Raw genomic sequence first — 22115 nt, forward strand, 5'->3', positions numbered from 1 at the left:
CGTTTTTTTAAGATAAGGTCGCGACTAAGCACATGGAAATCACTCTGCGTGAATGGTTAATAATCGGTGGGGTTGTTTTAATCCTACTGATTGTTTTGGATGGTTGGCGTCGTATGCAAATTGGGCGTAATCGCCTAAAGATGAACATCGACAAAAACTTTGTTGATCTTCCAGAGGGAGATGACTCATTTAATCCAGAGTTACCGTCAGGTGGTGCCCGCAAGGTCGCGTTAGATGATGACCCACTTTTCTCTAATTACCGTCCAAATTTAGACGGTGATTCTCCCTCTGTTGAGACTCAAAACTCTTCTGTAACAAGTGGAATGGATGCACAAGAAATGCAGCCGCTAGCAGAAGAAAAAACTGTTAAAAAAGAAGAGCCTATAGCCCCAGCTTGGGATGATAATCTAGATATTGATGACGGTATTGTTGGTAGTGCACGTAAGGTTACAGTTGAGCCGACGTTAACTGTTGACGACATCCCTGTAATGGATGAACCACTTCCAAAAGAAGCGGAAGAAACAAAACCTGAAGTCTTCGATTATGCTATGGATGAAGGGGTGTTGGGTCCTGCTCGCGTAGTAGAACAAACTATTCCAGAACCAGAACCAGAACCAGAACCAGAACCAGAACCAGAACCAGAACCAGAACTAGAACCAGAACCAGAACCAGAACCAGAACTTCAGTCTTACCAGGAAGTTACTGATGAAGAAGTTCCTGTGGTTACAGCGGATGACGGTTTTGAGCAAAATACTGTTGAAATCAAAGACGCAACTGCTCCATATCATGAAGATGAAGTTCTTCAAGAGCGATCGATAGTCGAGTTAGAACCTGAAGCAGTCGAAGAGACTGTGCAGCCAGAATCTGAAATTGAGATTGTTCAGGAAGCAGAGCAAGAGTCTCAGTCCTATGCTGAGTTTTCTGATGAAGTTTCAGAAATTCAAAGTGTTGATACTGAACAGAATCATTATGTTGAAGCAACGAACACTCAAATTAATGAGTACCAAATGCTTCAGGAAGAGTCTGACACTGAACTTGAGTTAACAGAAGTTATTGACGAAGAGCTGAAACCAGAACCGCGTATTGAAATAGAACAGCCTGTTGAAAATCTTGCAGAGCCAGAGCCAGAGCCAGAGCCAGAGCCAGAGCCAGAGCCAGAGCCAGAGCCAGAGCCAGAGCCAGAGCCAGAGCCAGAGCCAGAGCCAGTAATTGCAGCAGTAGCTGAGTCTGTTCAAGAGATTGACTTCGAAAAGCCTGTTACTCTTCTTATGGATGAGCTTGATGAAAAAGAGCATATCCATGAAAGCGAACAGGAACCTGAAGCTTTCCCTCAGTTGGACCTTAAAGGTGTTGAGAACAGCACTCCCTCAGTCGTTGAAGATGATCCACAAACAGGCTTCGATTTTGGTCATGCCGAAGAGGATCCATATGCCAACCTAACCCTAGGTTCGGCGTTAGATAATGATTGCTCCGAGCTTTCAGTTGCAGAGACTATTTCAAAAGCCCCAACAGCTGAGGCTCAAGAGGTTCAAGTTGAAGAGGCTGAAACTAAAGATGCCAGTTATGAAAAAACAATGGAGCCTGAGTATCTGCGTGAAGAAGTAGAATCTTCGCCAGAACCAGATACTATGGTTGAGCAAGTTGAAGTTATTTCCGATGTTCAGCCAGAGCCAGAGCCAGAGCCAGAGCCAGAGCCAGAGCCAGTTGTAGCGCCTGCAGGTGTGCAGCGGAAGCCTCTAGAGAAAGATCCTGATCCTGAGAATGTTCTGGTGATCTCTGTAATTGCCAAAGAGCAGCCGCAGTTTAACGGTCCTGTATTGCAGAAAATAGTTGATGCTTGCGGTATGAACTTTGGCGAAATGGATATCTATCACCGTTTCGAAAAAGCTTCGGGTATTAGCCCTGTACAGTTCAGCATGGCAAATGCACTTCCACCAGGTACCTTCGTTCAAGGGAACCCTGAATCACTTACGACAAAAGCGGTGATGTTCTTTATGTCTATGGAAGAACCGCAAGATGTCATGGATGCCTTTGAGTGTATGTTGGCTACTGCAGAAACTGTAGCGAAGCATCTTGGTGGCGAGATGCTGGATGAAAACCGATCGGTACTACGAAGCCAGACGATGGAACACTACCGGCAGCGTGTTCGCGATTTTGAAATGAAAACTCTTAAAAAGCGTGGCCGTTAAGCCGCGCTTTCTTCTCTCTATACCCCTTATTGAGTCTTACCGTGTCTATACAAGAACAGATCGAATCTCTGCGTGAGCAGCTAAACCAACATAACTATCGTTACTATGTTTTGGACGATCCAGAGGTTCCGGACGCTGAGTATGATCGACTTTTCCATGAGTTGAAAAAGTTAGAGAGAGAAAACCCTGAGCTAATAACATCTGATTCACCGACTCAAAGGGTTGGTGGGCAGCCTCTATCGGCCTTTAGCCAAATTGCACATGAACTGCCGATGCTCTCTTTGGATAACGCCTTCAATGAAGAGGATATGCAAGAGTTCAATCGTAGAGTGCTAGAGCGTTTAGATCAGCAAGGTGGTGGATCTATACAATATGCTTGTGAGCCAAAATTAGACGGTATTGCCGTAAGTTTACTTTATGAAAATGGTTTGCTTGTCCGTGGCGCAACGCGCGGTGATGGTACCACCGGTGAAGATATCACCCTGAATGTACGTACTATTCCTACGATTCCTTTAAAGCTAACAGGCAGTGGTTACCCAGAGCGGTTAGAAGTCCGTGGTGAAATCTACATGCCGAAAGCGGGCTTCGAACTGCTAAATAAACGTGCAGCTGCAACGGGACAAAAACCATTTGTAAATCCACGTAATGCTGCAGCAGGGAGTCTACGTCAGTTGGACCCCAAGATTACCGCATCTCGACCTCTAGAGATGTGTAGTTATAGTGTTGGTATCGTTTCTGGCGGTGAGTTGGCTTCTGAGCATGCCGCCATACTGACCCAGCTAAAAGAGTGGGGCTTTAAACTCAATCCATTGTTAGATGTTGTCGATGGTGTTGATGGTTGTATGACGTACTATCAAAAAGTCTCTGAGCTGCGTGATTTGCTTCCTTACGAGATCGATGGTGTCGTTTTTAAGGTGAATAACCTTGAGCAGCAAAAACAGTTGGGCTTTGTATCACGAGCGCCGCGCTGGGCAATAGCGCATAAATTCCCTGCTCAAGAAGAGATGACAACAATTCGTGCGATTGAATTCCAAGTTGGTCGTACAGGTGCGGTTACTCCTGTGGCTCGTCTAGAGCCTGTTTTCGTGGGTGGTGTGACCGTTTCTAACGCCACTTTACACAATATGGATGAGATTGAACGTCTTGATGTGCGGGCAGGTGATACGGTGATCATTCGTCGTGCTGGCGATGTGATCCCGCAAGTTGTTCGAGTGTTACATGATAGAAGGTTACCCGAAGCAGAAGCGGTAGAGTTTCCTAAATCTTGTCCCGTATGCGATTCGGCTGTAGAGCGGCAAGAGGGGGAGGCAGTTGTTCGTTGTACGGGTGGTTTGTATTGTGCGGCACAACGAAAAGAGGCGCTAAAGCACTTTGTATCCCGCAAGGCGATGGATATCGATGGTCTGGGTGATAAGTTAATCGAAATGCTTGTCGATCTGGATATGTTACATAATCCAGCGGGATTGTTTACCTTGGATCAAGCGGAGATCGCTAAGCTTGAGCGAATGGGGCCTAAGTCTGCCGAGAATTTGATTAATGCGATTAACAACAGCCGTAATACACAATTTCCGCGTTTCCTATACGCTTTGGGTATTCGTGAAGTAGGTGAGGCAACTGCTCGAGCGTTAGCGCATCATTTTGGCAAGCTAGATGCTCTGATGTCAGCATCTGAAGAAGAGCTTGTCGATGTGCCTGATGTAGGGCCGATTGTAGCGAAGCATATTACTCAGTTTTTTGCGCAGGAACATAACCGCGAAGTTATCGATGCCTTGATTAATGAGGCTGGTATTTCTTGGGAAGCGATAGAAAAACCGTCTGAAGATGAGTTAGTCTTGCAGGGTAAAACATGGGTTCTGACGGGTAAGTTGGAGCGTATGGGGCGTAGTGATGCGAAAAATCACTTGTTGGCTTTAGGCGCCAAAGTGGCTGGCAGTGTCTCTGCAAAAACTGATTGTGTAGTGGCTGGGCCGGGTGCTGGCTCAAAACTTAAAAAGGCAAACGAGTTAAACATCGCTACGATGGATGAAGATGAGTTTGTTAACTTTCTAGCTGAGCATGGAGTGAATCTGTAATGCTAATTCGGTTCAATCATAAAGCTTATGGTGTGCTTATCATTTCATTGCTTCTTTCTGGTTGCTTTGGTGGGGCTACCACTAAGCCAGCTCTGATGATCTGTGATGAGTTAGATGACACTGATGATTGGATTGAGCCGGCTGTTAATGTTCAGCAAAAATACGGTACTCCTCTGGCTTTAACTCTAGCTATGCTTGAACTGCCTTTAACTGAGTTAGATAAAAAACACGTTCGACCTCGTGCTGCAGATTGGGATGAATTTCGTATCCGTAGTGAGCGTTGGGATGCTGAGCCTACAGAGGTAGAAGATGCTGTTCATTTTGTTGGTTGGTTTACACAGCAGAGCGTGAGCCGTAATGGTCTTGCTTGGGATAATGCGGCAGGTCACTACTTAGCACTTCGGTTAGGTCATGGTGGTTATCACCGTTTTGATTCAACTAAGTATCCAGAACTTACTAAGCAAGCGCGTGGTATTCAGCAAAGATATGATCGTTGGCAGCGTGAACTGCACGGATGTAAAGACCGTTGGCAGGGAGAAAGCTGGTTTAGTAAGTTGAAGATCTGGTAGTCCCACCTTTATGATCATCCCCTATCAAGAACTTGAACCAGGTACACTCACTGCATTGATCGAAGAATTTGTCAGCCGTGATGGTACTGACTATGGTGAATATGAGTTCTCTCTCTCCGATAAAGTCGCCCAAGTAAAATCTCTCTTGCAATCAGGGCAGGTCGTTATCTTGTTCAGCGAGAGTACAGGCCTTTGTAATATAGTATCTAAAGACACATTGTAGCGCTGGGCCTTTCTATTCGATCTGTAAGGCCTTGGATAATCAGCGAGGTACTTATATGGATCAGTTAGAACAAATTGTCAGTTTAGTTGCACTGACGATGGGGGTTGGTTGGGCAAGTGGTATTAACTTATACGCTACTGTCCTAATGTTAGGCATGCTCAATAATATGGGGCATATAGCCTTACCAGAAGAGTTACAGATTGTCAGTGATCCGCTAGTATTGATGGCTGCTGGGGCTATGTATTTTGTCGAGTTTTTTGCCGATAAAGTACCTGGTGTCGACACTGGCTGGGATACATTACACACCTTTATTCGAATCCCCGCAGGCGCAGCTTTAGCTGCCAGTGCAGTAGGCGACGTAACGCCAGCAGTAGAGCTGGCTGCAGCTTTGGCTGGTGGCACATTAGCAGCAGGAAGTCATGCGGCGAAAGCGGGTGGGCGCGTACTAATTAATACTTCACCAGAGCCTGTGACCAATTGGACCGCTTCAATTAGTGAAGACCTGCTGGTGTTAGGTGGCCTGTGGGCTGCACTTAACCACCCTATTTGGTTCTTAGCTGGCTTGGTAATCTTTATATTGCTGTTGGTATGGCTGCTTCCAAAGATCTGGCGTGGTGTGAAAAAGGTATTTAGATTTATTGCTGGGTTGTTCGGCGGTAATAAAGAGGAGCCTAAGGAGCTATCATCGCATCCACCACAACGCCCTAAACCCATCTCTCCAAATGAGGGCCACTGACCAGTAAGCGCAAAAGGTCTGTTCTACAGACGATGCCAACAACCTGGTCTTGATCATCAACCACTGGAACTGCATTGATGTCATTCTCTATAAAATTCATTGCGACATCTTGAACCATAGTTTCAGGTGTCGCTGCCGTTAGCTTTTTAGTGCATAAAGATCGGACAGGAGAGATAGAATCTGTTCCTGCAGCAATAAGATCTGTTTTGTGAATAAGCCCTAATGGACGTTGATCCTCTTCCATCACCACCAAGTGATTGATTTCCAGAGAATCCATTCGTTTCCAAGTGCTGCTGATAGGGGTGCTTGGTGTCACACTATGTACCGGCGAAACCATAATTCTAGAGACCGTCAACTGCGGGCTGTCAGGTTCTGCATGGCTATCGGCGGTATTAGAGGCATAAGCACGGCTAGCGTTGTCATTATTTTCTGGGCCTTTTTGAGGCCCCGGGATAACAAATTTTTCACCGTCGGCATGGAGACGATCTTCCATATCTGCGCTACGGTGGCTGTGGCGGCTGTGTTTTAGAGAATCAACACCTTTCTCCCTAAAGAGAGACTCTTTAGGTGTTTGTATTCGATAACCTTGATCGTATACGTAAAGTGCCATAGTTACTCCAGCCAAACAGGGATAAATCAAATATAAAACTGAAGCTGCATGTTATGCAACTCCAGCTATAACCTATTATATCGTCTGTTTGATCAACTTCTTAATGATAAAGCGGGCTGGGTTAATGGCATCAATGACATCTTTGGGTAGAGGAAGGGGCTCATCGCATATCATCGAGACTAATAGTTCTGCTGAAATAGGGCAGGTAATTAACCCTTTAGAACCATGACCTGTATTGACGTAGAGATTAGGGTGATGCTCTGCTTTTGCATTCTCAAAGTGCCATTTTCGATCTTTTCTTAGTTGTGCGAAGGTTTCAATAAATTGATCTTGCACTGGTGCAGGACCAACAATGGGCATGTAATCTGGCGTGCTGCAGCGGAATGCTGTTCGTCCTTGCAGGTCATTAAATTCTGAAGCTAAATCTGCATGTATGTCGGGTAGAACCTTACCTAACTTTTCTAGATTGGATTCATGGTCATCTTGTGTAACATTGCGCTCTTTACCTTGAAGATCATAAGTCGCGCCAAAGCAATACTGTTGGTTCTGAGCTGGCGAGATATAACCATCGCCACAAACCACACTGTTTAACTGGTTGTTTGCTGGTTTAGCTTGAGTAATGGATACCTGGCCTCGGATGGTTTTAAGAGGAAGATGATCTGTTTGGTTAAACTGGTTCGTCATCTCAGCATTACAGATAACAACATGGCTAGACGATAAGATCTCTCCGCTCTGTGTTGCTAACTGCCAATGACCTTCTGCAAAAGATAATTCTTCTACTTGCTGTTGTACTACTGAGATATTTGGGTGATCGACAAAATGATCGCACAATGCTCGTGGCGAAACCCAACCAGCAGAAGGGAAAAATAAGCCATCAAAATTAACGGTTGTGCCTGCGATCTCGGATAATTCCGTAGCATTTTTAAGAGAAACAAGCTGTTGTGGATAAGTTTCTTGTTCGATCAGGTTGTTTTGACGAGAGAGTTCTTTGTCGCTCGTTGCAAGCTGCATAACTCCACATTGAGACCAAAAGGATTCTTCTGGGTCTAAGCGCTTAAGCATGTTAACGCTGTATAGAAAGCCGCTGAGGTGTAGCTCGCCCTGAGTCGTTTGCTTGACTGGAAGTTTGGCGTACAAAGCACCCTGCGGATTACCAGACCCACCAGTTGCTAACTGATTTTCTTGTTCGATCAGCGTAACTTTAACGCCTCGTTCGGCTAAGGCTCGCGCAGTCGAGCAACCTGACAGGCCGCCACCAATAATCGTGACCTCTTTAGGCTTTTTAGATGCTGGCAATTCAAACCAAGGTTTTTCAATCGGCGTAGGAGTTGTGTTCTCAACAAAGGTGCCGACTAACATTTCGCGCTTACGGCCAAATCCTTTCTGTTTTCGAACATCAAACCCAACATCCCTTAAGCCACGTTTCACAATACCTGCAGCTGTGAATGTAGAAAAGGTAGTGCCTAGTTTGCTTAAACGGGCTATCTCACGGAATAGCTCTGGTGACCACATGTCAGGGTTTTTAGAAGGGGCAAAACCATCAAGGTACCAAGCATCTACTTTTGCGTTTAAACGAGAGTATGATTCGGCGGCATCGCCGAACATCAAAAGTAATTTTATTCTATCATTGCAAAAGTTTAATGTGTGGTAACCTGGATTGTTGGCAGGGTATTGAGCAATTAGTTCCTTGGTTAAAGTGAGGTTAGGTGCAGATAGCGAAAGCGCTTGAGCCAAATCCCTTTTTGTCAACGGGTGATTTTCAGACGAAATAAAAACTAGTTTTTTGTTAGGGTTTATTCTCAGCCAGTTGTGTGTTGTGGTCAAAAAGTTGAGGCCTGTACCAAAGCCGGTTTCTCCAATGGTTGTGAGTATGTTGGGACTGTTTTTTTTATCTAATTCATTGCTTTGGAAGAAAACATAATTGCTTTCTTTTAAGCCTTGATCAGGATTAAAGTAAATATCCTGATGCGTTAAAGAAAATGGCGAGTCATTTTTCCAAGCGATTTCTGCTGTGATTAGTTTCATTTGTTGTATGTTATGTGGTCGTATTCATTAATACAGACTAGGTTTTTGTGTGAATGGCGATCTTCTTATTGCTAAAGATAACTGATTGTTTTCAATGGATCGAGTTTTGGAAGCTGACCTCAGACAAACACATAGTAGATTAGACTAAGTTTTTAGAAGATTTTATGTGATCGGAGTTTCAAAAAATACTGTCAGTTGTTGTGATACGGGGTGCTAGTCGAACAGTGATGCTAGCTTCGTTCAAAGTATTTAGCACATTCTAAATGATGAGAACTAATCTCTCGTTTTAACTGGTTGATTCGGTTTAGTTTTAACTGAAAAGAACAGCTCTGGGCATGTTAAAATTCCTCTTTAAATTTGACTAGCGTAATAAGCTTATCAGTAGTTTACTTAATTACCTTCGTAACTATATATCTGAATTCCTATTGAACTGGTAGTTGTTTGCTTCATGACCATTTTGGTATTGGTTATGATGGATTTGTATCTATGGGTTAACTATCTCGTTGACCTGCCTCCCAGATTCGTACCAGTTTTTCGACACTCGATATTCTGTAATTAAATAATTGGGAAGTCAGTCTTAAGCCTTTATTTCGAAGCGTTGTACTTGAGAATTGATTGTAAACAGCCCCTTGGTCGACTATTGCAACCAAAAGTGGGCTGTGGGAAAAATGGTTCAGAACGAAGGGGTAATCGTAGAATAAATTAAGTGGTAGAATATGAGGATGAATAGTCTTTGAATTTACTAAGGTTATAAGCTTTGTATGGGTTGTAATGGATGAAAATAGCAGTAGCTGGTACGGGTTATGTTGGTCTTTCGAACGCGATATTGTTAGCTCAGAATAATGAGGTTGTAGCTGTAGATATTGTTCAAGAAAAGGTGGATATGGTTAATGCTAAGTGTTCACCGATTGAGGACAAGGAAATTCAAGAGTATTTGTCTGAACGTTCCTTGAATCTTGTTGCTACAACTAATAAAGAGTTGGCTTATAGACATGCGGATATCATTATCATATCTACACCAACAAGTTATGATCCTGTGACTAACTACTTTGATACAAGTAGTGTAGAGGCGGTTATTCAGGATGTAATGTCGATCAACGCTGATGCTTTGATGGTGATTAAATCAACGGTACCTGTCGGCTATACTTGCGAAGCACGAGAACGTTTCGGGACCTCAAATCTCATCTTTTCACCTGAGTTTTTACGTGAGGGACGTGCTCTATATGATAACCTTTTTCCATCGCGTGTGATTATAGGTGAAGATAGTGAGCGTGCTAAAATCTTTGCTAATTTACTTGTGCAAGGAGCAGTTAAGAAGGATTGTGAAATTCTGTATACGGGTAGTACAGAAGCAGAGGCTATCAAGTTATTTTCTAATACTTATTTAGCTATGCGAGTAGCTTATTTTAACGAGCTTGATACTTATGCAGAGACTCATGATCTAGATTCGAGGCAGGTAATTGATGGTGTCTGTCTTGATCCACGTATTGGTGATCATTATAACAATCCGAGTTTTGGATACGGCGGCTACTGTTTACCAAAAGATACTAAACAATTGTTAGCTAATTACCAAAATGTACCAAGTAATATGATCAGCGCGATCGTTGCTGCTAATGCTACCCGTAAAGATTTTATTTCTGATTCTATTATTGCTAAACGTCCAAAAGTAGTTGGTGTTTTCCGTTTGGTAATGAAAACCGGGTCAGATAATTTCCGAGACTCTGCGGTTCTGGGAGTGATGAAACGTATTAAAGCAATGGGTATTGAGGTTGTTATTTACGAACCCGCATTGAACGACAAAGAATTTATGAATTCTAGGGTTATACAAGATCTAGAATGCTTTAAAGCTGAAAGCGATGTCATTATTGCTAATCGTCATTCTGATGCTTTGGAGAATGTAATTGAAAAGGTTTACACACGAGATTTATATAGCTGTGATTAAGTCTGAAATGCTTTTAAGTTGAAATTATCAATGTTGTTTTTGTTGTAGGTCTAATTCTGTAGAAGAATGCTAACAGTTTCTCCGTTATACAGTCGATTAAGTATCTTATGAAATGTAGATGTCTATGAGGTGTCTTAATTGAATTACAATGTTTCTCTTTTAAATAATCAGTAGATAAATACAGGAATGTAGTTTTTAAAATGTCTGTTGCTTATCAAGCAGTTCATGGGTGGGAAACTATAAATTTATACTTGAGCTCATTGTCCTGATAATGTGCCTAATTTTTTATAATTTGGGTTGTGTTTCTTAATGGTTTTTTATCCAAAGTCTATTCTAGAAAAGATACGGAATCGGCCGAGCCTGGCCAAGATTGCAAATAATATCGTGTGGTTGTTTTTTGATAAGCTTCTCCGGTTAGGAGGAGGGCTTGTCGTTGGTGTGTGGATTGCACGTTATCTTGGCCCAGAGCAGTTTGGTTTGCTAAATTTTGTTACAGCATTTGTTGGGTTGTTTGTAGCTTTTGCGGGGCTTGGATTAAAAGGGGTGGTGATACGAGATCTTGTAAATAAGCCAGATTCAAGTTTTGAAATACTTGGGACTGCGCTGATGTTAAAGGTTGCAGGAGGGGTAGCTGCATATGTCCTTGTAGCAATCATGATATTTTGGTTACGGCCTGATGATGTATTTACACAAACTATTACGCTAATTATTGGTTCTACTCTCATATTCAAAGTTGGAGAATTTGTAACTTACTGGTTTGAGTCTCAGGTCTTATCAAAGTACGTTGTTTGGGTTCAAAATGGATGTTTTCTTGCGGCTTCAGTTATAAAAGTAGTATTAATTTTAAATGAGGCACCTTTAAAGGCATTTATCTGGATAATAGCCTCAGAAGCTTTATTTGTAGCTGTTCTATTAATTTGGATGTTTGCAATACGAGGTGGGCGGTTGCAAAGGCTGAGGTTTACATTTCAGCGCGCTAAAAGTTTACTTTCTGATAGTTGGCCTCTCATGCTTTCAGGAATATCAATGACGGTTTATATGAATATTGACCAAGTCATGCTTGGTCAATTAGCCAACGATGAAGCTGTAGGTGTATATAGTGCGGCAGCTAAAGTTAGTCAGGTGTGGTATTTCATCCCAATGATTATCGTTTCATCGGTTTTTCCTGCAATTTTGAAGGCGAAAATGAGAGATGAAACTCAGTATTATCAAAGACTTCAACGCCTTTTTGATCTTATGGCTTGGTTGTCGTTTGTGGTAGCTGTGCCACTAACTTTAGTGGCTACCCCTCTGATGGTAATTGTCTTCGGCGATTTATATGAGCAATCAGGCGCGGTACTTGCTATTCATGTTTGGGCATCCGTTTTCGTTTTTATGGGCGTAGCAGGTGGTAAATGGTTTTTAGCGGAGAATCGCCAAATTCTTAATTTTTATAGGAAAGCGCTTGGTGCAATTGCTAATATAGGTTTGAATTTAATCCTCATACCACTTTATGGGCCAATAGGTGCGGCAATTGCGACAATTATCTCCTATGCAATAGTTGAGTTTATTTACGATGTGTTTCAAAGAGAAACGCGGAGCTTATTTATAATGAAATTGCAGTCATTGAATTTGTATGCATCTGCTCAAAGATTGATTTGTAAAATATGAGAGTTTAGATAGAGGTTTTTGGTGAACTATCGTCCTGAAATTGATGGCTTAAGAGCTGTAGCTATCATCCCTGTTATTCTTTTTCACGCTGGGTTTTCAATATTTTCCGGCGGGTTTGTTGGGGTTGATGTGTTTTTTGTTATAAGTGGTTATCTAATAACCACTATTATTTTCCAAGAAATGAAAGAGGGGAAGTTTTCTATTTGGAGTTTCTATGAAAGGCGTGCAAAGCGAATTCTTCCGGCGCTTTTCATTGTAACTTTGCTTTGTATTCCTTTCGCATGGTTATGGATGTTGCCATCTGAGTTCGAAGATTTCAGTCAAAGTATCGCAGGAGTTGCGACATTTACATCGAATATATTTTTCTGGCGCGAAAGTGGCTATTTTGAAGATCCTGCTGAACTGAAGCCTCTACTTCACACATGGTCTCTTGCAGTGGAAGAGCAGTTTTACATTTTTTATCCTCCTCTTTTATTAATTCTATACAAATTAGTACCTAAACGTTTATTTATTATCATTGCTCTAATTACATTGTGTAGTCTTTGTTTATCGCAATGGGCCTCTTCAGCATATGCAAGTGCTAACTTCTATCTGTTGCCTACTCGAGCATGGGAGATGGGTATAGGGGCTTTAGTAGCGCTGTATCTGCAGAAAAATAAAGTGCAAAAGCAAAATTTAGGTTTACTCCCAAGTGAATCATATTGGCAGTTACTTTGGCAGCAAGCTATTTCTCTACTTGGAATAAGTTTGATTACGTATTCAATTCTATTCTTTGATAAAAATACACCTTTCCCAAGTGTGTGGGCGTTGATTCCTGTTTTAGGGACCGCTTTCATAATACTTGCTGCAGACGGGAAAACATTGGTAGGCAAATTACTAAGCCATAAATCTTTGGTCGGTATTGGATTAGTTAGTTATAGTGCTTATTTATGGCACCAGCCTATATTTGCGTTCGCTCGTATTAGACTTGTCGATGGGGTTACTGAATGGGTGTTCGTTGGGCTTATAATACTAACATTTTTCCTTTCAGTGGTTACCTACTTTTTAATCGAAAATCCAGTTAGGAAATCTAAAAGCTATTCTAGATTTAAAGTTCTTTCTAGCGCATTTGTGGCTTGTGTAGCATTTATAATGATCAGTTGGGCTGGGCAGCAAAGAGGAGATTACGGTTATGAATCATCTATTATCAATGCAATTAATTGGAAAGAAAATATAAGCCCAGCTAGAAAAACATGCCATGCTACAGCGAGAACTCCTATTACTCCAAGTAATGCATGTACATTAGAAGAAGGGATTGATGGCAATATATATGTTTGGGGCGATTCCCATGGGGTTGAGCTTTCATGGGCGTTAGCAGAGGAACTTAAGGATAAGAACTATCAGTATACGTTGAAGCAAATGACAGGCTCGCAATGTATTCCTATTCCTAATATTTACTCTATGAGGGAAAAGCATTGCTTGAGTCATAATGAAAGAATATTCGAATACTTAAAAAATACGCATCGTAAAGGGGTTGTGGTATTAGCTGCAAGGTGGCCGTTGTACCTGCTTGGTACAAGGGTTCAGCATAATAATGGTTGTCGTGAGGAAGGGAAAGATTCAAGCCGATTTGTATCTTCTATAGATGAAAATGGTCGTATGGAAAAAGTGATAGCTCAACTTGAAAAAACAATCAGAGAGTTGGTGTCAGTAGGGCATAAGGTTGTCTTTATGCATGAAGTACCTGAACCAGGTTGTGACGTTCCTAGTTGGATAGCAAAAAAAGGACATGACCTCGTCTATTCTTCTGAAATTCATATGGAGCGAAAAGAAGTTGTTGCTACTTTGATTCAAAACTTCCCAACACTATCATTCACTATATTTGATCCTACCGATTTGTTTTGTGATCTTAAAGATTATACTTGTAACGCCGCAAGTAATTCTGGGTTATATTACTTTGATGATAATCATCCAAGTTTGTTTGCAAGTGGGATTGTATCTGAGAAGTTATTAAATCACCTAGAAAATAGTAATTGGTTGTAAAATTGTAGGATTTGGAAGCTTTATATGAAGATACTTATATTAGGGATAGATGGATTGGGTGTTGAGAGCCTTAAAGGAATGGGACTTTTAAAGTTGGCTTCTTTTTTAGAAAGGGGGCAATTAGTAAATCCTAAAATTGACAACCCAGTTAGCCGAGGCTGGCCGGAAATCTACTCTGGTACATCGGCATACCAGTCTGGGGCTTTTTATCAAATACCTGTTTTAAAGGGAGGAAAGATAAGAGCGACACAGAAAACGGGTTTAAATGTAGTGAAAGCTCATGTCGGTGATGAAAAGTTGCTTTGGGCACAGTTGAAAAAACAAGGTTATAAAACAGGTCTGTATACAATCCCAACAGTACTTTCAAAAGAAGATAACTGTGAATTTGTTTTTCCTGCGACAGGAGCAGGACAGTTTAAACTTTCCTCTGATGATACTCCTATTTTTCCTGCTAACTTAGCTGGTTTGGCGAATTACTCGAAGTCAAATCTTGGTTTTAGGATTGGGCGAGGTGCTTTTGTACCAAAATCTGCCAGTGAATTAGAAGCGTGGCTACGTGATCATTTATCTCAATATTTTTCTACTCTTAAATGGTCTCTAGAGCGTGTTAATGTTGATGCATTGATAGCAGTGTCTCCATTCGTTAAATTGTATTATAAATTTAGGCATATTTATGAAAATGAGGTGTCCGATGTTGAGGACGTTAAACTAAAAGCTGTTTTAAAAAAAGCGGCTGAGGATTTTGATACAGAGATAATAAATTTTATTGAATATTGTTCGCCGGAACATACTTTTATTGTTTCTGACCATGGGTTGGGGGAGCTTAAATATCAGGTCTCAGTAAACGAGGCACTACGTGAGTTAGGATATATTGACTACCGTTCAGGAATTAACAATTTAGTTATAAATACTGCCAAGAAGATTAGGGACAAAGTTAAGAGACGGTATTCTAGTTACTTTCCTATTTTTGATTTAGATAATAGCATGGCTTTCTCAATAGGCTATACGGATACGATCTATATAAACGATGCGCGTTTTAATGGACCTGAAATGTGTGAAGAAAAGCGGTATGAGCTTGCGAGTAAAATAAGTAAAGAGCTGGCTGAGCTTACTTCTAGTAAGGGGATCGAGCAGTTTTTAGAATTTAAGGCAATAAAAAGTTCAGGTTGGACTGATCCTGTTGAGAATAATTCTGATCCAATCCCCCTTCCTGACATTCGTTGTGTGTTGGCTGAAGGTTGTGTAAATTTACAACGAACAAATGGCAATGTGGTAGAAAAGAATGAGCCATATTATGCAGTAGAGATGTATAAGAAAGGCTTTTTTGCTGAGCATTCAGGCTGTAAAACCAATGATACTATAGCGGCTTATATTGGTAGTGACCGCAAGCCTTTCAAACCACAAAGTCTAACAGACTTATACATAGAGATTCTTCGAGTGGCCGGAAGTACATCATGAATCCCCCTAAACTAACTAATGAAAGGTCACCTTCAAAAGTAGGCATCATGACCTTTCACTATACGACTAATTATGGTGCTGTGTTACAGACATATGCGCTGGTGAAAATTGTAAAATCCTTAGGTTTTAATCCTGAGGTTATTGACTATAGGCCTTGGAAGGCAAATCTAGTCTATGCCAAAACACTTTTTTTAAATCGACGGGTCTTTAGCGGCATATTAAAATTCATTCGGTTTTCATCTTTTTTACGAAATGAACTGTTTTTAACATCTAAGAAAGACTTTGATGGTAAGGGGCTTGAGGCTGTTGCTGAACAATGTGGTGCTGTAATTGTTGGCAGTGACGAAGTTTGGAAAACGAATTCATTTCGAGGTTTTGATCCTGCATTCTTTCTCGATTTTGTTAAAGATGATCAGAAAAAGATAAGTTTTTCCGCTAGTGTGGGCAGTACAAAAAGTTTTGGACAGCGTAAGGATGAAATATGCGAGCTACTTTCACAATTTGATGCTATTGCAGTGAGAGATGACTATTCAGCCGAGCTTTTAGCTAATGAATGTGGGCTTGATTCAACAGGCCTTCTTGATCCGACCTTATTAATAGATTTTCAAGAATTCACATCTAGATATGTATCAAATGAAGATTTCGTACTTGTCTATGGGAAGTTGAATGATAATGAAATGTCTATTGTTAAAGAAGTAGCAGCGGAGAGAGGGTGCAAGGTCTACTCTGTAGGGTATTTTAATCGGGATGCGGATAAAAATTTTGTCGCTGCAGGGGTTGAGGATTGGTTAGCGCTGTTTCAATCTGCAGCTATGGTATTTACGTTGTTTTACCATGGAGTAATTTTTTCTCTGAAATTCCATCGAGAAGCAATGGTTTTAAATAGGGAAGATAAAAGCTATAAAATTGCTCAACTAATTAAAGATTTGGAATTGGAATATAAGGCTTTTGGCGAAGCTGGGATAAAAAAAGAAATAAGTATGCTTAGTTATTCAGATAAAACCTCAAGAGTAATTGAATTGGCGCGTACGAATTGTAAAAATTATTTATTGGAAGCACTTTCTTAATAAGTAGATATCAAATGAGAGGCTGTTTTTGGCTTCTCTTTTTCTAAATGTATAAATATGCCTGCCTTTTAATAGATATTCAGTATTAAACTCTGAACGGAATTACTTAGTTGATTTAGGTTGTTCTGTAATAAATATCGGCTGTTTAGGTCAAATCCCCATAAAACTTTCACTATAATATAGCCTAGGCGTAATGCTATTGCGTGTTTATTGAAAAGTGTTTATTGAAAAGTGTTTATTATATATAAAAATAAGTTTGTTTGTTAATGGGGCGAATTATACGTGTTGTAAAGTTTTTGTTTTGGCAATGGTTATTTGATGTGGGCTTTTAAGCTGATTTTTGTGGCTTGGTGTTCCTGTTTATTTGTAGAATTATTTTAAAAGCTACTATCTGTGTGGGTCTGCGCTTTAATCTTTGGCTTGTGTGGATCTGACTTTGGGGTCTAGGTTTTTGATTTAAGCTTGAAAATTTAATCGTAATTAATGATTTAATATATATTATAATCGTTCGTGTTAATTTTAATTAGATTATTCAATGATTAATGTTAGGTATTATTTTAGCTGGGAATGCTCTATAGAACAATGCTGCTGAGCTTAGCGGATGGTGTTCATAGAGTAGATAGCAGTAGCGTTTAAAATAGCATTGAGACTAGGGTTAGGTGAGTGCCGGCATCAGGTTGTACCTATTATTTTACAAGAGTAACGGTTGAAGTGTGGAAGAGCTGAAAGGAAGACCATAATCCGCATGTTCCTTAAGTAAATAACATCAGATTTTGGTACAATGCTTGGTCAGTTTGAATTTTGATAGACTGTCGGGATGCGGTGAGGTTTGAGGTAGTAGACGTTGAAAAAAGTGAAAGTAGTTCACTTAGTTGCTGGAAGTTTGACAGGGGGAGCTGGTAGAGGGGCGTACTGGTTACATCAGGCTTTGATTAGTAAGGGTATAGATTCAAAAATAATTACTAATTCTCAGGATGATTTTGGTGACCCTACAGTTTATTCCATGTATAAATCGAAATTGGGAAGGTTGTTGTCTCTGGTTGCTTCTCAGCTTGATAAAATTCTGCTTGCGCTTTTTCCAAAGCGGGAAAAAAGAATTTTTAGTACTGGATTATTCGGTCTGCAATATAAAAAGAATGAGCTTTATAGAGCTGCGGACATTGTTCATCTTCATTGGGTTAATGGCCTTGTGAGTTCGAAATCCATTAGCTCAATTGATAAGCCAATAGTGTGGTCTATCAGGGATATGTGGCCAATGACGGGAGGTTGTCATTACTCACTTGAATGTGAAAGATATATTTCAGGTTGTGGTAGTTGCCCTCAGTTAAATGCATTTAAGGGGCTAGACTTTACTAAGTATCTAGTCAGACTAAAAAATAAATCTTATAGCAAAGTCCAACCTGTAGGAATTAGTGATTGGGTAACGGATGAACTTAAACGAAGTGCTGTATTCAGAGAAGCAAAGTTGAAAGCAATAACTATTAATAATTGCGTTGATTTTTCTATTTTTGAACCAGTTGATAAGAATGTTGCTAGAAATATATTGAATATTACATCTAGTAAGAAGATTATACTTGTTGGATCAACAAGTCTAACTGATTTTTACAAAGGTTTTTCATATTTCATAGAGTCACTTGAATACCTTAATAAAGATGATTATTTGATCTGTGCGTTTGGTAAACCTGATGTAGCTGCTTTGAAATCAACTGGTTTTGAATATCTAGCATTTGGATATTTGTACGATAATTTGTCTTTAAAGCTAGTTTATAGTGCTGCAGATGTTTTTGCTGCCCCAAGTATTCAGGAAGCTTTTGGTAAGACATTAGTTGAGTCAATGGCATGTAATACTCCGGTAGTGTGTTTTGATGCAACGGGGCCGGCATCAATCGTTAAGCACAAAATTACTGGTTATAAGGCTAAATTGTACGATGCTAAAGATTTTTCAGTAGGACTAAGCTGGGTACTTAATAAATCCTCGGACGAATCTTTATCAGATGGCGTTAGAGATATTGCATTTAAAGACTTTGATTCCTCAGTGGCAGCGGATCAATACATATTATTATATGAAAATATGGTGTTTAACGAGTAAAGAAAATATTTTAGATGCTTCAAATAATTATTACTTTTTAGTATTTGAAAGTTTTAAATGGATTTGTTTGGAAGAAAATTTGCTTAAGTGCCGATTTGTATTGAAGTTTAATAGCTATACGCATCATGATCTTTAGTAAGATGTTAAAGGGTTGTGTTTATACAGTGGTGTAATGCAGGCTTGTGTCGATAATGAACGGACTGTATTTAATAACTAATTTGTGTAAATGGCTGCTGGATTTATACAGAATGATTTGTTTTTAATGGTTTTTAAACTGTGGTTTTGTCTGATCTGACTGTTGTGAAACTTTATCTGGTGAGGTATTAAAAGGTTATGAGGCTTAGTATTATAACAATAGCGTATCAAGATGTTGATGAGCTTAAAGCTACTATTGAATCAGTTCATAATCAGACTACTCAGCCATTTGAACATATACTTGTTACAAAGAAGATTGGTAAAGATTTTCTTCAGCAACTTGAAAATGTGAAGTTAATTACAGATAAAGATCAATCTCTATACAACGCAATGAATTTGGGGCTTAGAAAGGCTGAAGGTACTCATGTATTTTTCTTGAATTCTGGTGATGTATTTTATAATGAAAAATCTATTGAACATATATATTCAGATGTGGACGATTATCAGTGTGAAGTCTATAGAACCTGTCAGGTATATGAAGATCTAAAATTTATACGCCCAGGCTTGGCTCGTCTAAAGGATAGTGCTATCAATCCTGCACATCAAGGTTTTATAACTCCAATAAATAAAAAGCCTGATATGCGTATTTATTTCAATGAGAAATCTGCTATATCGAGTGATATTGAATGGATGAAAGAAAATATCGGTGTATATGGCATCCAAGTTAATCAGAATGTCTTGTCGTATTTTCATTTGGGCGGGATATCAAATAGCCCAAGTCTAAAAACCTTAAAAATAAGGTTATTAGAACGAAATAAATTCACTAAAGAATTTGTGAAATTTCTTATAAGGAAGGTGGTAGGTAACCGTTTTTATTATACGATCCTTTCACGGGTGTCTGGTTATGAGAGAGTAGAGTGATTAAACAAGATAAGCTTGATTTAGTTAGTTTTATTTTGCTACTCCTGGTCTTCTGTTCAGGAGTTAGATTATTGTCTTTCTTTTCTGCGGAAATGCAGCCAGTCTTTATCATTGCTATGGTCTTCTTGGTAATGCTTTCTGCAGTAGTAAGTTTGAAACTAAATAAAGAAGAATTATTATTCTGTACTGGATTACTTATATTAACTCCTTGGATTATATGGGGGTTTTTTGAATATGGTTCAGACTCGATAATTAGCTTCCTTACCCTAATGGTTGGTCCAAGTATTGTTGTTTTTTGCTCAAGGTTTGATCTTACAGGTTCATTGAAAACTGTTTTTTTTCTGGTTTGCTTTTTGTTTTTAGTGTTGGGTTTGCTGCAGATTAGCCTTGTATTGAGCGATACCTATATTGAAGAATTGTTCAAAAGCTTTATTTCTAGGTTTAGGTTTTCTACTTACCCAGGTGGGAGAGGTGTAGGATTTCTATTCTCTGAACCATCTCACGCAGCGCGTTTTATTTGGCTGCTTTTTGTTTTTTACGTCATAATTTCTCACATGGAGAAACTATCCATGTTGATGCATTCTTGTTGTTTGGGAATGATATTATTACTAGGTGTAATGAATGCTAGTTTGACGTGCGTTTTTTTGTTTTTCATGACTTTCTTTGTTTACTTTGCTATGAAAGTCTTACTAAGGTTTGATTATAAAACACTATTGCTATCGTCTGTGGTTGTGTGTCTATTATGTGCTTTTTTAATAAGTTCGGATAGGGTAACTACTTCAATTGAAATTTGGGGAAGTTCTGATGCATTTTCAACACAGCTATCTAGTTTTGGTGGTGTTAGGTTTGTCTCAGTATTGTACACATACTTTTATGTGTTGATGAATCCTTTTGGTTTTGGGGCAGGTGCTTCACTAAATGAATTAGCAAATATATTCAGTTATTTTTCAATCACAGAAGATGAGCTTTGGATTCTGTCTATACGAGACGGTGATGCCTCGGGTTTAAAACCCTCATCTTATTTATCACAATTTTTTTTGGATTTTGGTCTTCTGTTGCTTGTGCCGTTTATTATGATTTTTATAAAATGGTCCAGGCTATTTATACACCAAGAATTTTTTATGCTCTTAGCCATTCTTTGGGTGTCTGTATTTCAAATTGCTTTTTATTCAACTACAACAATGCCTGTTCCGTGGTTGTCCATAGGGCTTATCTTAATGATTTGCAAAAAGAAAGATTTATTTAAAGGAAATTCTATATGAAAATAATAGTTTTTGGTGGAGACGGCTTTTGTGGATGGCCAACATCACTGCGATTGGCTTCGATCGGGCATGAAATTTTAATTGTCGATAATTTGTCTAGACGAAATATCGATAATGAGCTTTCCTCTGGCAGTTTGACAAATATTGCCTCAATCAATGAGAGGATAGCCTGTGCAAATAAGTTAGTAGGTAATATTAGCTTTAAAAATCTAGATGTTTCTAAAGACTATTCTGCACTAAAGAATTTGATTGCAGATTTCCAACCAGATTCTGTTGTTCAGTTTGCTGAGCAGCGATCTGCTCCATATTCAATGATCTCTGATGATCAGAGACGTTATACTGTAGATAATAACATCACAGGTACACATAATATTTGCAGTGCTCTAGTTGATGTCAAACCAGATACTCATTTGGTTCATCTAGGAACAATGGGTGTATATGGTTATTCTAAGGAGTTTGGTCAAATTCCTGAAGGTTACCTTGATGTTAAAATTAACCAGACTGAGAACGACGTAGATATACTTTACCCAGCTAACCCTGGAAGTATTTATCACATGACTAAATGTTTAGACCAATTGATGTTCCAGTTTTACAATAAAAACTGGGGGCTTCGTGTTACCGATCTACATCAAGGTATAGTTTGGGGTGTGGAGACATCCGAGACTAAATTGGACAAGGCTTTAGTTAATCGTTTTGATTATGATGGTGTTTATGGCACGGTTTTAAATCGTTTTATTTCTCAGGCTGCAAATGGTTATCCATTAACCGTATATGGTACCGGTGGTCAAAGTAGAGCGTTCATCCATATCTCGGATACTGCGGAATGTGTTAAATTAGCGATAGAGAACGATTCTTTTGATAATAGCAGAGTCCGAATCTTTAATCAGGTCTCTGAAGTTAGGTCTGTTATGGAATTGGCGGAAATTATTTCAGATAAATATGGCGTGGAAGTTTCTAATGTTGAAAATCCACGTAAAGAATTGGCTGAAAATGATTTAGAAGTTTCGAATGTCGGTCTTACTAGCTTAGGTTTTAAGCCAATTACTTTAGATGAAGCTTTAATTGAAGATGTTAGGTTTATTGCGGAAGAGTTGGCAAATAATTTTGATAAAGCTAATGTATTAAGTTCTCCAAAGTGGTGATTT

The 22115-nt window shown here is 39.6% G+C and carries 16 protein-coding genes; 14 read left to right on the top strand and 2 right to left on the bottom strand.

The window, feature by feature from the left end:
• The first annotated feature begins 32 nt into the window (after positions 1-32).
• The 5 genes from ACMXYX_RS02720 to ACMXYX_RS02740 are packed head-to-tail and all read left to right on the top strand — an operon-like array spanning position 33 to position 5789.
• Positions 33-2189 carry a cell division protein ZipA C-terminal FtsZ-binding domain-containing protein gene (locus tag ACMXYX_RS02720; protein WP_415906452.1) on the top strand — a complete coding sequence of 719 codons (2157 nt, stop codon included), beginning with the start codon at positions 33-35 and terminating at the stop codon, positions 2187-2189.
• A 41-nt stretch (positions 2190-2230) separates the two neighbouring features.
• Complete coding sequence (gene ligA / locus ACMXYX_RS02725) at positions 2231-4261, top strand: NAD-dependent DNA ligase LigA (RefSeq protein ID WP_415906453.1); 2031 nt, start codon at positions 2231-2233, stop codon at positions 4259-4261.
• Positions 4261-4830 (top strand): hypothetical protein, encoded by a 570-nt coding sequence (locus tag ACMXYX_RS02730; RefSeq protein ID WP_415883456.1) that lies wholly within the window; start codon positions 4261-4263, stop codon positions 4828-4830. The genes ligA and ACMXYX_RS02730 overlap by 1 nt, the downstream gene beginning before the upstream one ends.
• A gap of 10 nt (positions 4831-4840) precedes the next feature.
• A complete protein-coding gene (locus ACMXYX_RS02735; RefSeq protein ID WP_415883457.1) occupies positions 4841-5053 on the top strand; it encodes a YheU family protein in 213 nt (70 codons plus the stop codon).
• 55 nt (positions 5054-5108) lie between these two features.
• Positions 5109-5789 carry a DUF4126 domain-containing protein gene (locus tag ACMXYX_RS02740; protein ID WP_415883458.1) on the top strand — a complete coding sequence of 227 codons (681 nt, stop codon included), beginning with the start codon at positions 5109-5111 and terminating at the stop codon, positions 5787-5789.
• Here ACMXYX_RS02740 and ACMXYX_RS02745 read toward each other — a convergent pair.
• Both ACMXYX_RS02745 and mnmC read right to left on the bottom strand, forming a co-directional pair.
• Positions 5758-6399, bottom strand: a complete 642-nt coding sequence (locus ACMXYX_RS02745) for an HPP family protein (RefSeq protein ID WP_415883459.1) — start codon at positions 6397-6399, stop codon at positions 5758-5760. The two genes, ACMXYX_RS02740 and ACMXYX_RS02745, sit on opposite strands and share 32 nt — an antisense overlap.
• A 75-nt stretch (positions 6400-6474) precedes the next feature.
• Complete coding sequence (gene mnmC, locus ACMXYX_RS02750) at positions 6475-8424, bottom strand: bifunctional tRNA (5-methylaminomethyl-2-thiouridine)(34)-methyltransferase MnmD/FAD-dependent 5-carboxymethylaminomethyl-2-thiouridine(34) oxidoreductase MnmC (RefSeq protein WP_415906454.1); 1950 nt, start codon at positions 8422-8424, stop codon at positions 6475-6477.
• Positions 8425-9199: 775 nt separating this feature from the next.
• Between mnmC and ACMXYX_RS02755 the strand changes: the two genes are divergently transcribed.
• The 9 genes from ACMXYX_RS02755 to ACMXYX_RS02795 all read left to right on the top strand — a co-directional run bounded on the left by ACMXYX_RS02755 (position 9200) and on the right by ACMXYX_RS02795 (position 22112).
• Positions 9200-10366, top strand: a complete 1167-nt coding sequence (locus ACMXYX_RS02755) for a nucleotide sugar dehydrogenase (RefSeq protein ID WP_415906455.1) — start codon at positions 9200-9202, stop codon at positions 10364-10366.
• A 309-nt stretch (positions 10367-10675) separates the two neighbouring features.
• A complete protein-coding gene (locus ACMXYX_RS02760) occupies positions 10676-12016 on the top strand; it encodes a flippase (protein WP_415906456.1) in 1341 nt (446 codons plus the stop codon).
• A gap of 21 nt (positions 12017-12037) precedes the next feature.
• Complete coding sequence (locus ACMXYX_RS02765; protein WP_415906457.1) at positions 12038-14038, top strand: acyltransferase family protein; 2001 nt, start codon at positions 12038-12040, stop codon at positions 14036-14038.
• Positions 14039-14062: 24 nt separating this feature from the next.
• The gene (locus ACMXYX_RS02770) at positions 14063-15496 is read left to right on the top strand and encodes a hypothetical protein (RefSeq protein WP_415906458.1); all 1434 of its coding nucleotides are present in this window, start codon (positions 14063-14065) and stop codon (positions 15494-15496) included.
• Positions 15493-16563 carry a polysaccharide pyruvyl transferase family protein gene (locus ACMXYX_RS02775; protein ID WP_415906459.1) on the top strand — a complete coding sequence of 357 codons (1071 nt, stop codon included), beginning with the start codon at positions 15493-15495 and terminating at the stop codon, positions 16561-16563. The genes ACMXYX_RS02770 and ACMXYX_RS02775 overlap by 4 nt, the downstream gene beginning before the upstream one ends.
• Positions 16564-17416: 853 nt before the next feature.
• A complete protein-coding gene (locus ACMXYX_RS02780) occupies positions 17417-18652 on the top strand; it encodes a glycosyltransferase (protein WP_415906820.1) in 1236 nt (411 codons plus the stop codon).
• A gap of 333 nt (positions 18653-18985) precedes the next feature.
• Entirely contained in the window at positions 18986-19708 is a 723-nt protein-coding gene (locus tag ACMXYX_RS02785) for a glycosyltransferase (RefSeq protein WP_415906460.1), read from the top strand.
• On the top strand, positions 19705-20970 hold the full coding sequence (locus ACMXYX_RS02790; protein ID WP_415906461.1) for a hypothetical protein: 1266 nt from the start codon (positions 19705-19707) through the stop codon (positions 20968-20970). The genes ACMXYX_RS02785 and ACMXYX_RS02790 overlap by 4 nt, the downstream gene beginning before the upstream one ends.
• Positions 20967-22112 (top strand): NAD-dependent epimerase/dehydratase family protein, encoded by a 1146-nt coding sequence (locus tag ACMXYX_RS02795; RefSeq protein WP_415897516.1) that lies wholly within the window; start codon positions 20967-20969, stop codon positions 22110-22112. Before ACMXYX_RS02790 ends, ACMXYX_RS02795 begins: the two co-directional genes overlap by 4 nt.
• Positions 22113-22115 lie beyond the last annotated feature (3 nt).

The organism is Neptuniibacter sp. QD72_48 (assembly GCF_047778065.1).
In the GTDB taxonomy this organism is placed as follows: domain Bacteria; phylum Pseudomonadota; class Gammaproteobacteria; order Pseudomonadales; family Balneatricaceae; genus Neptuniibacter.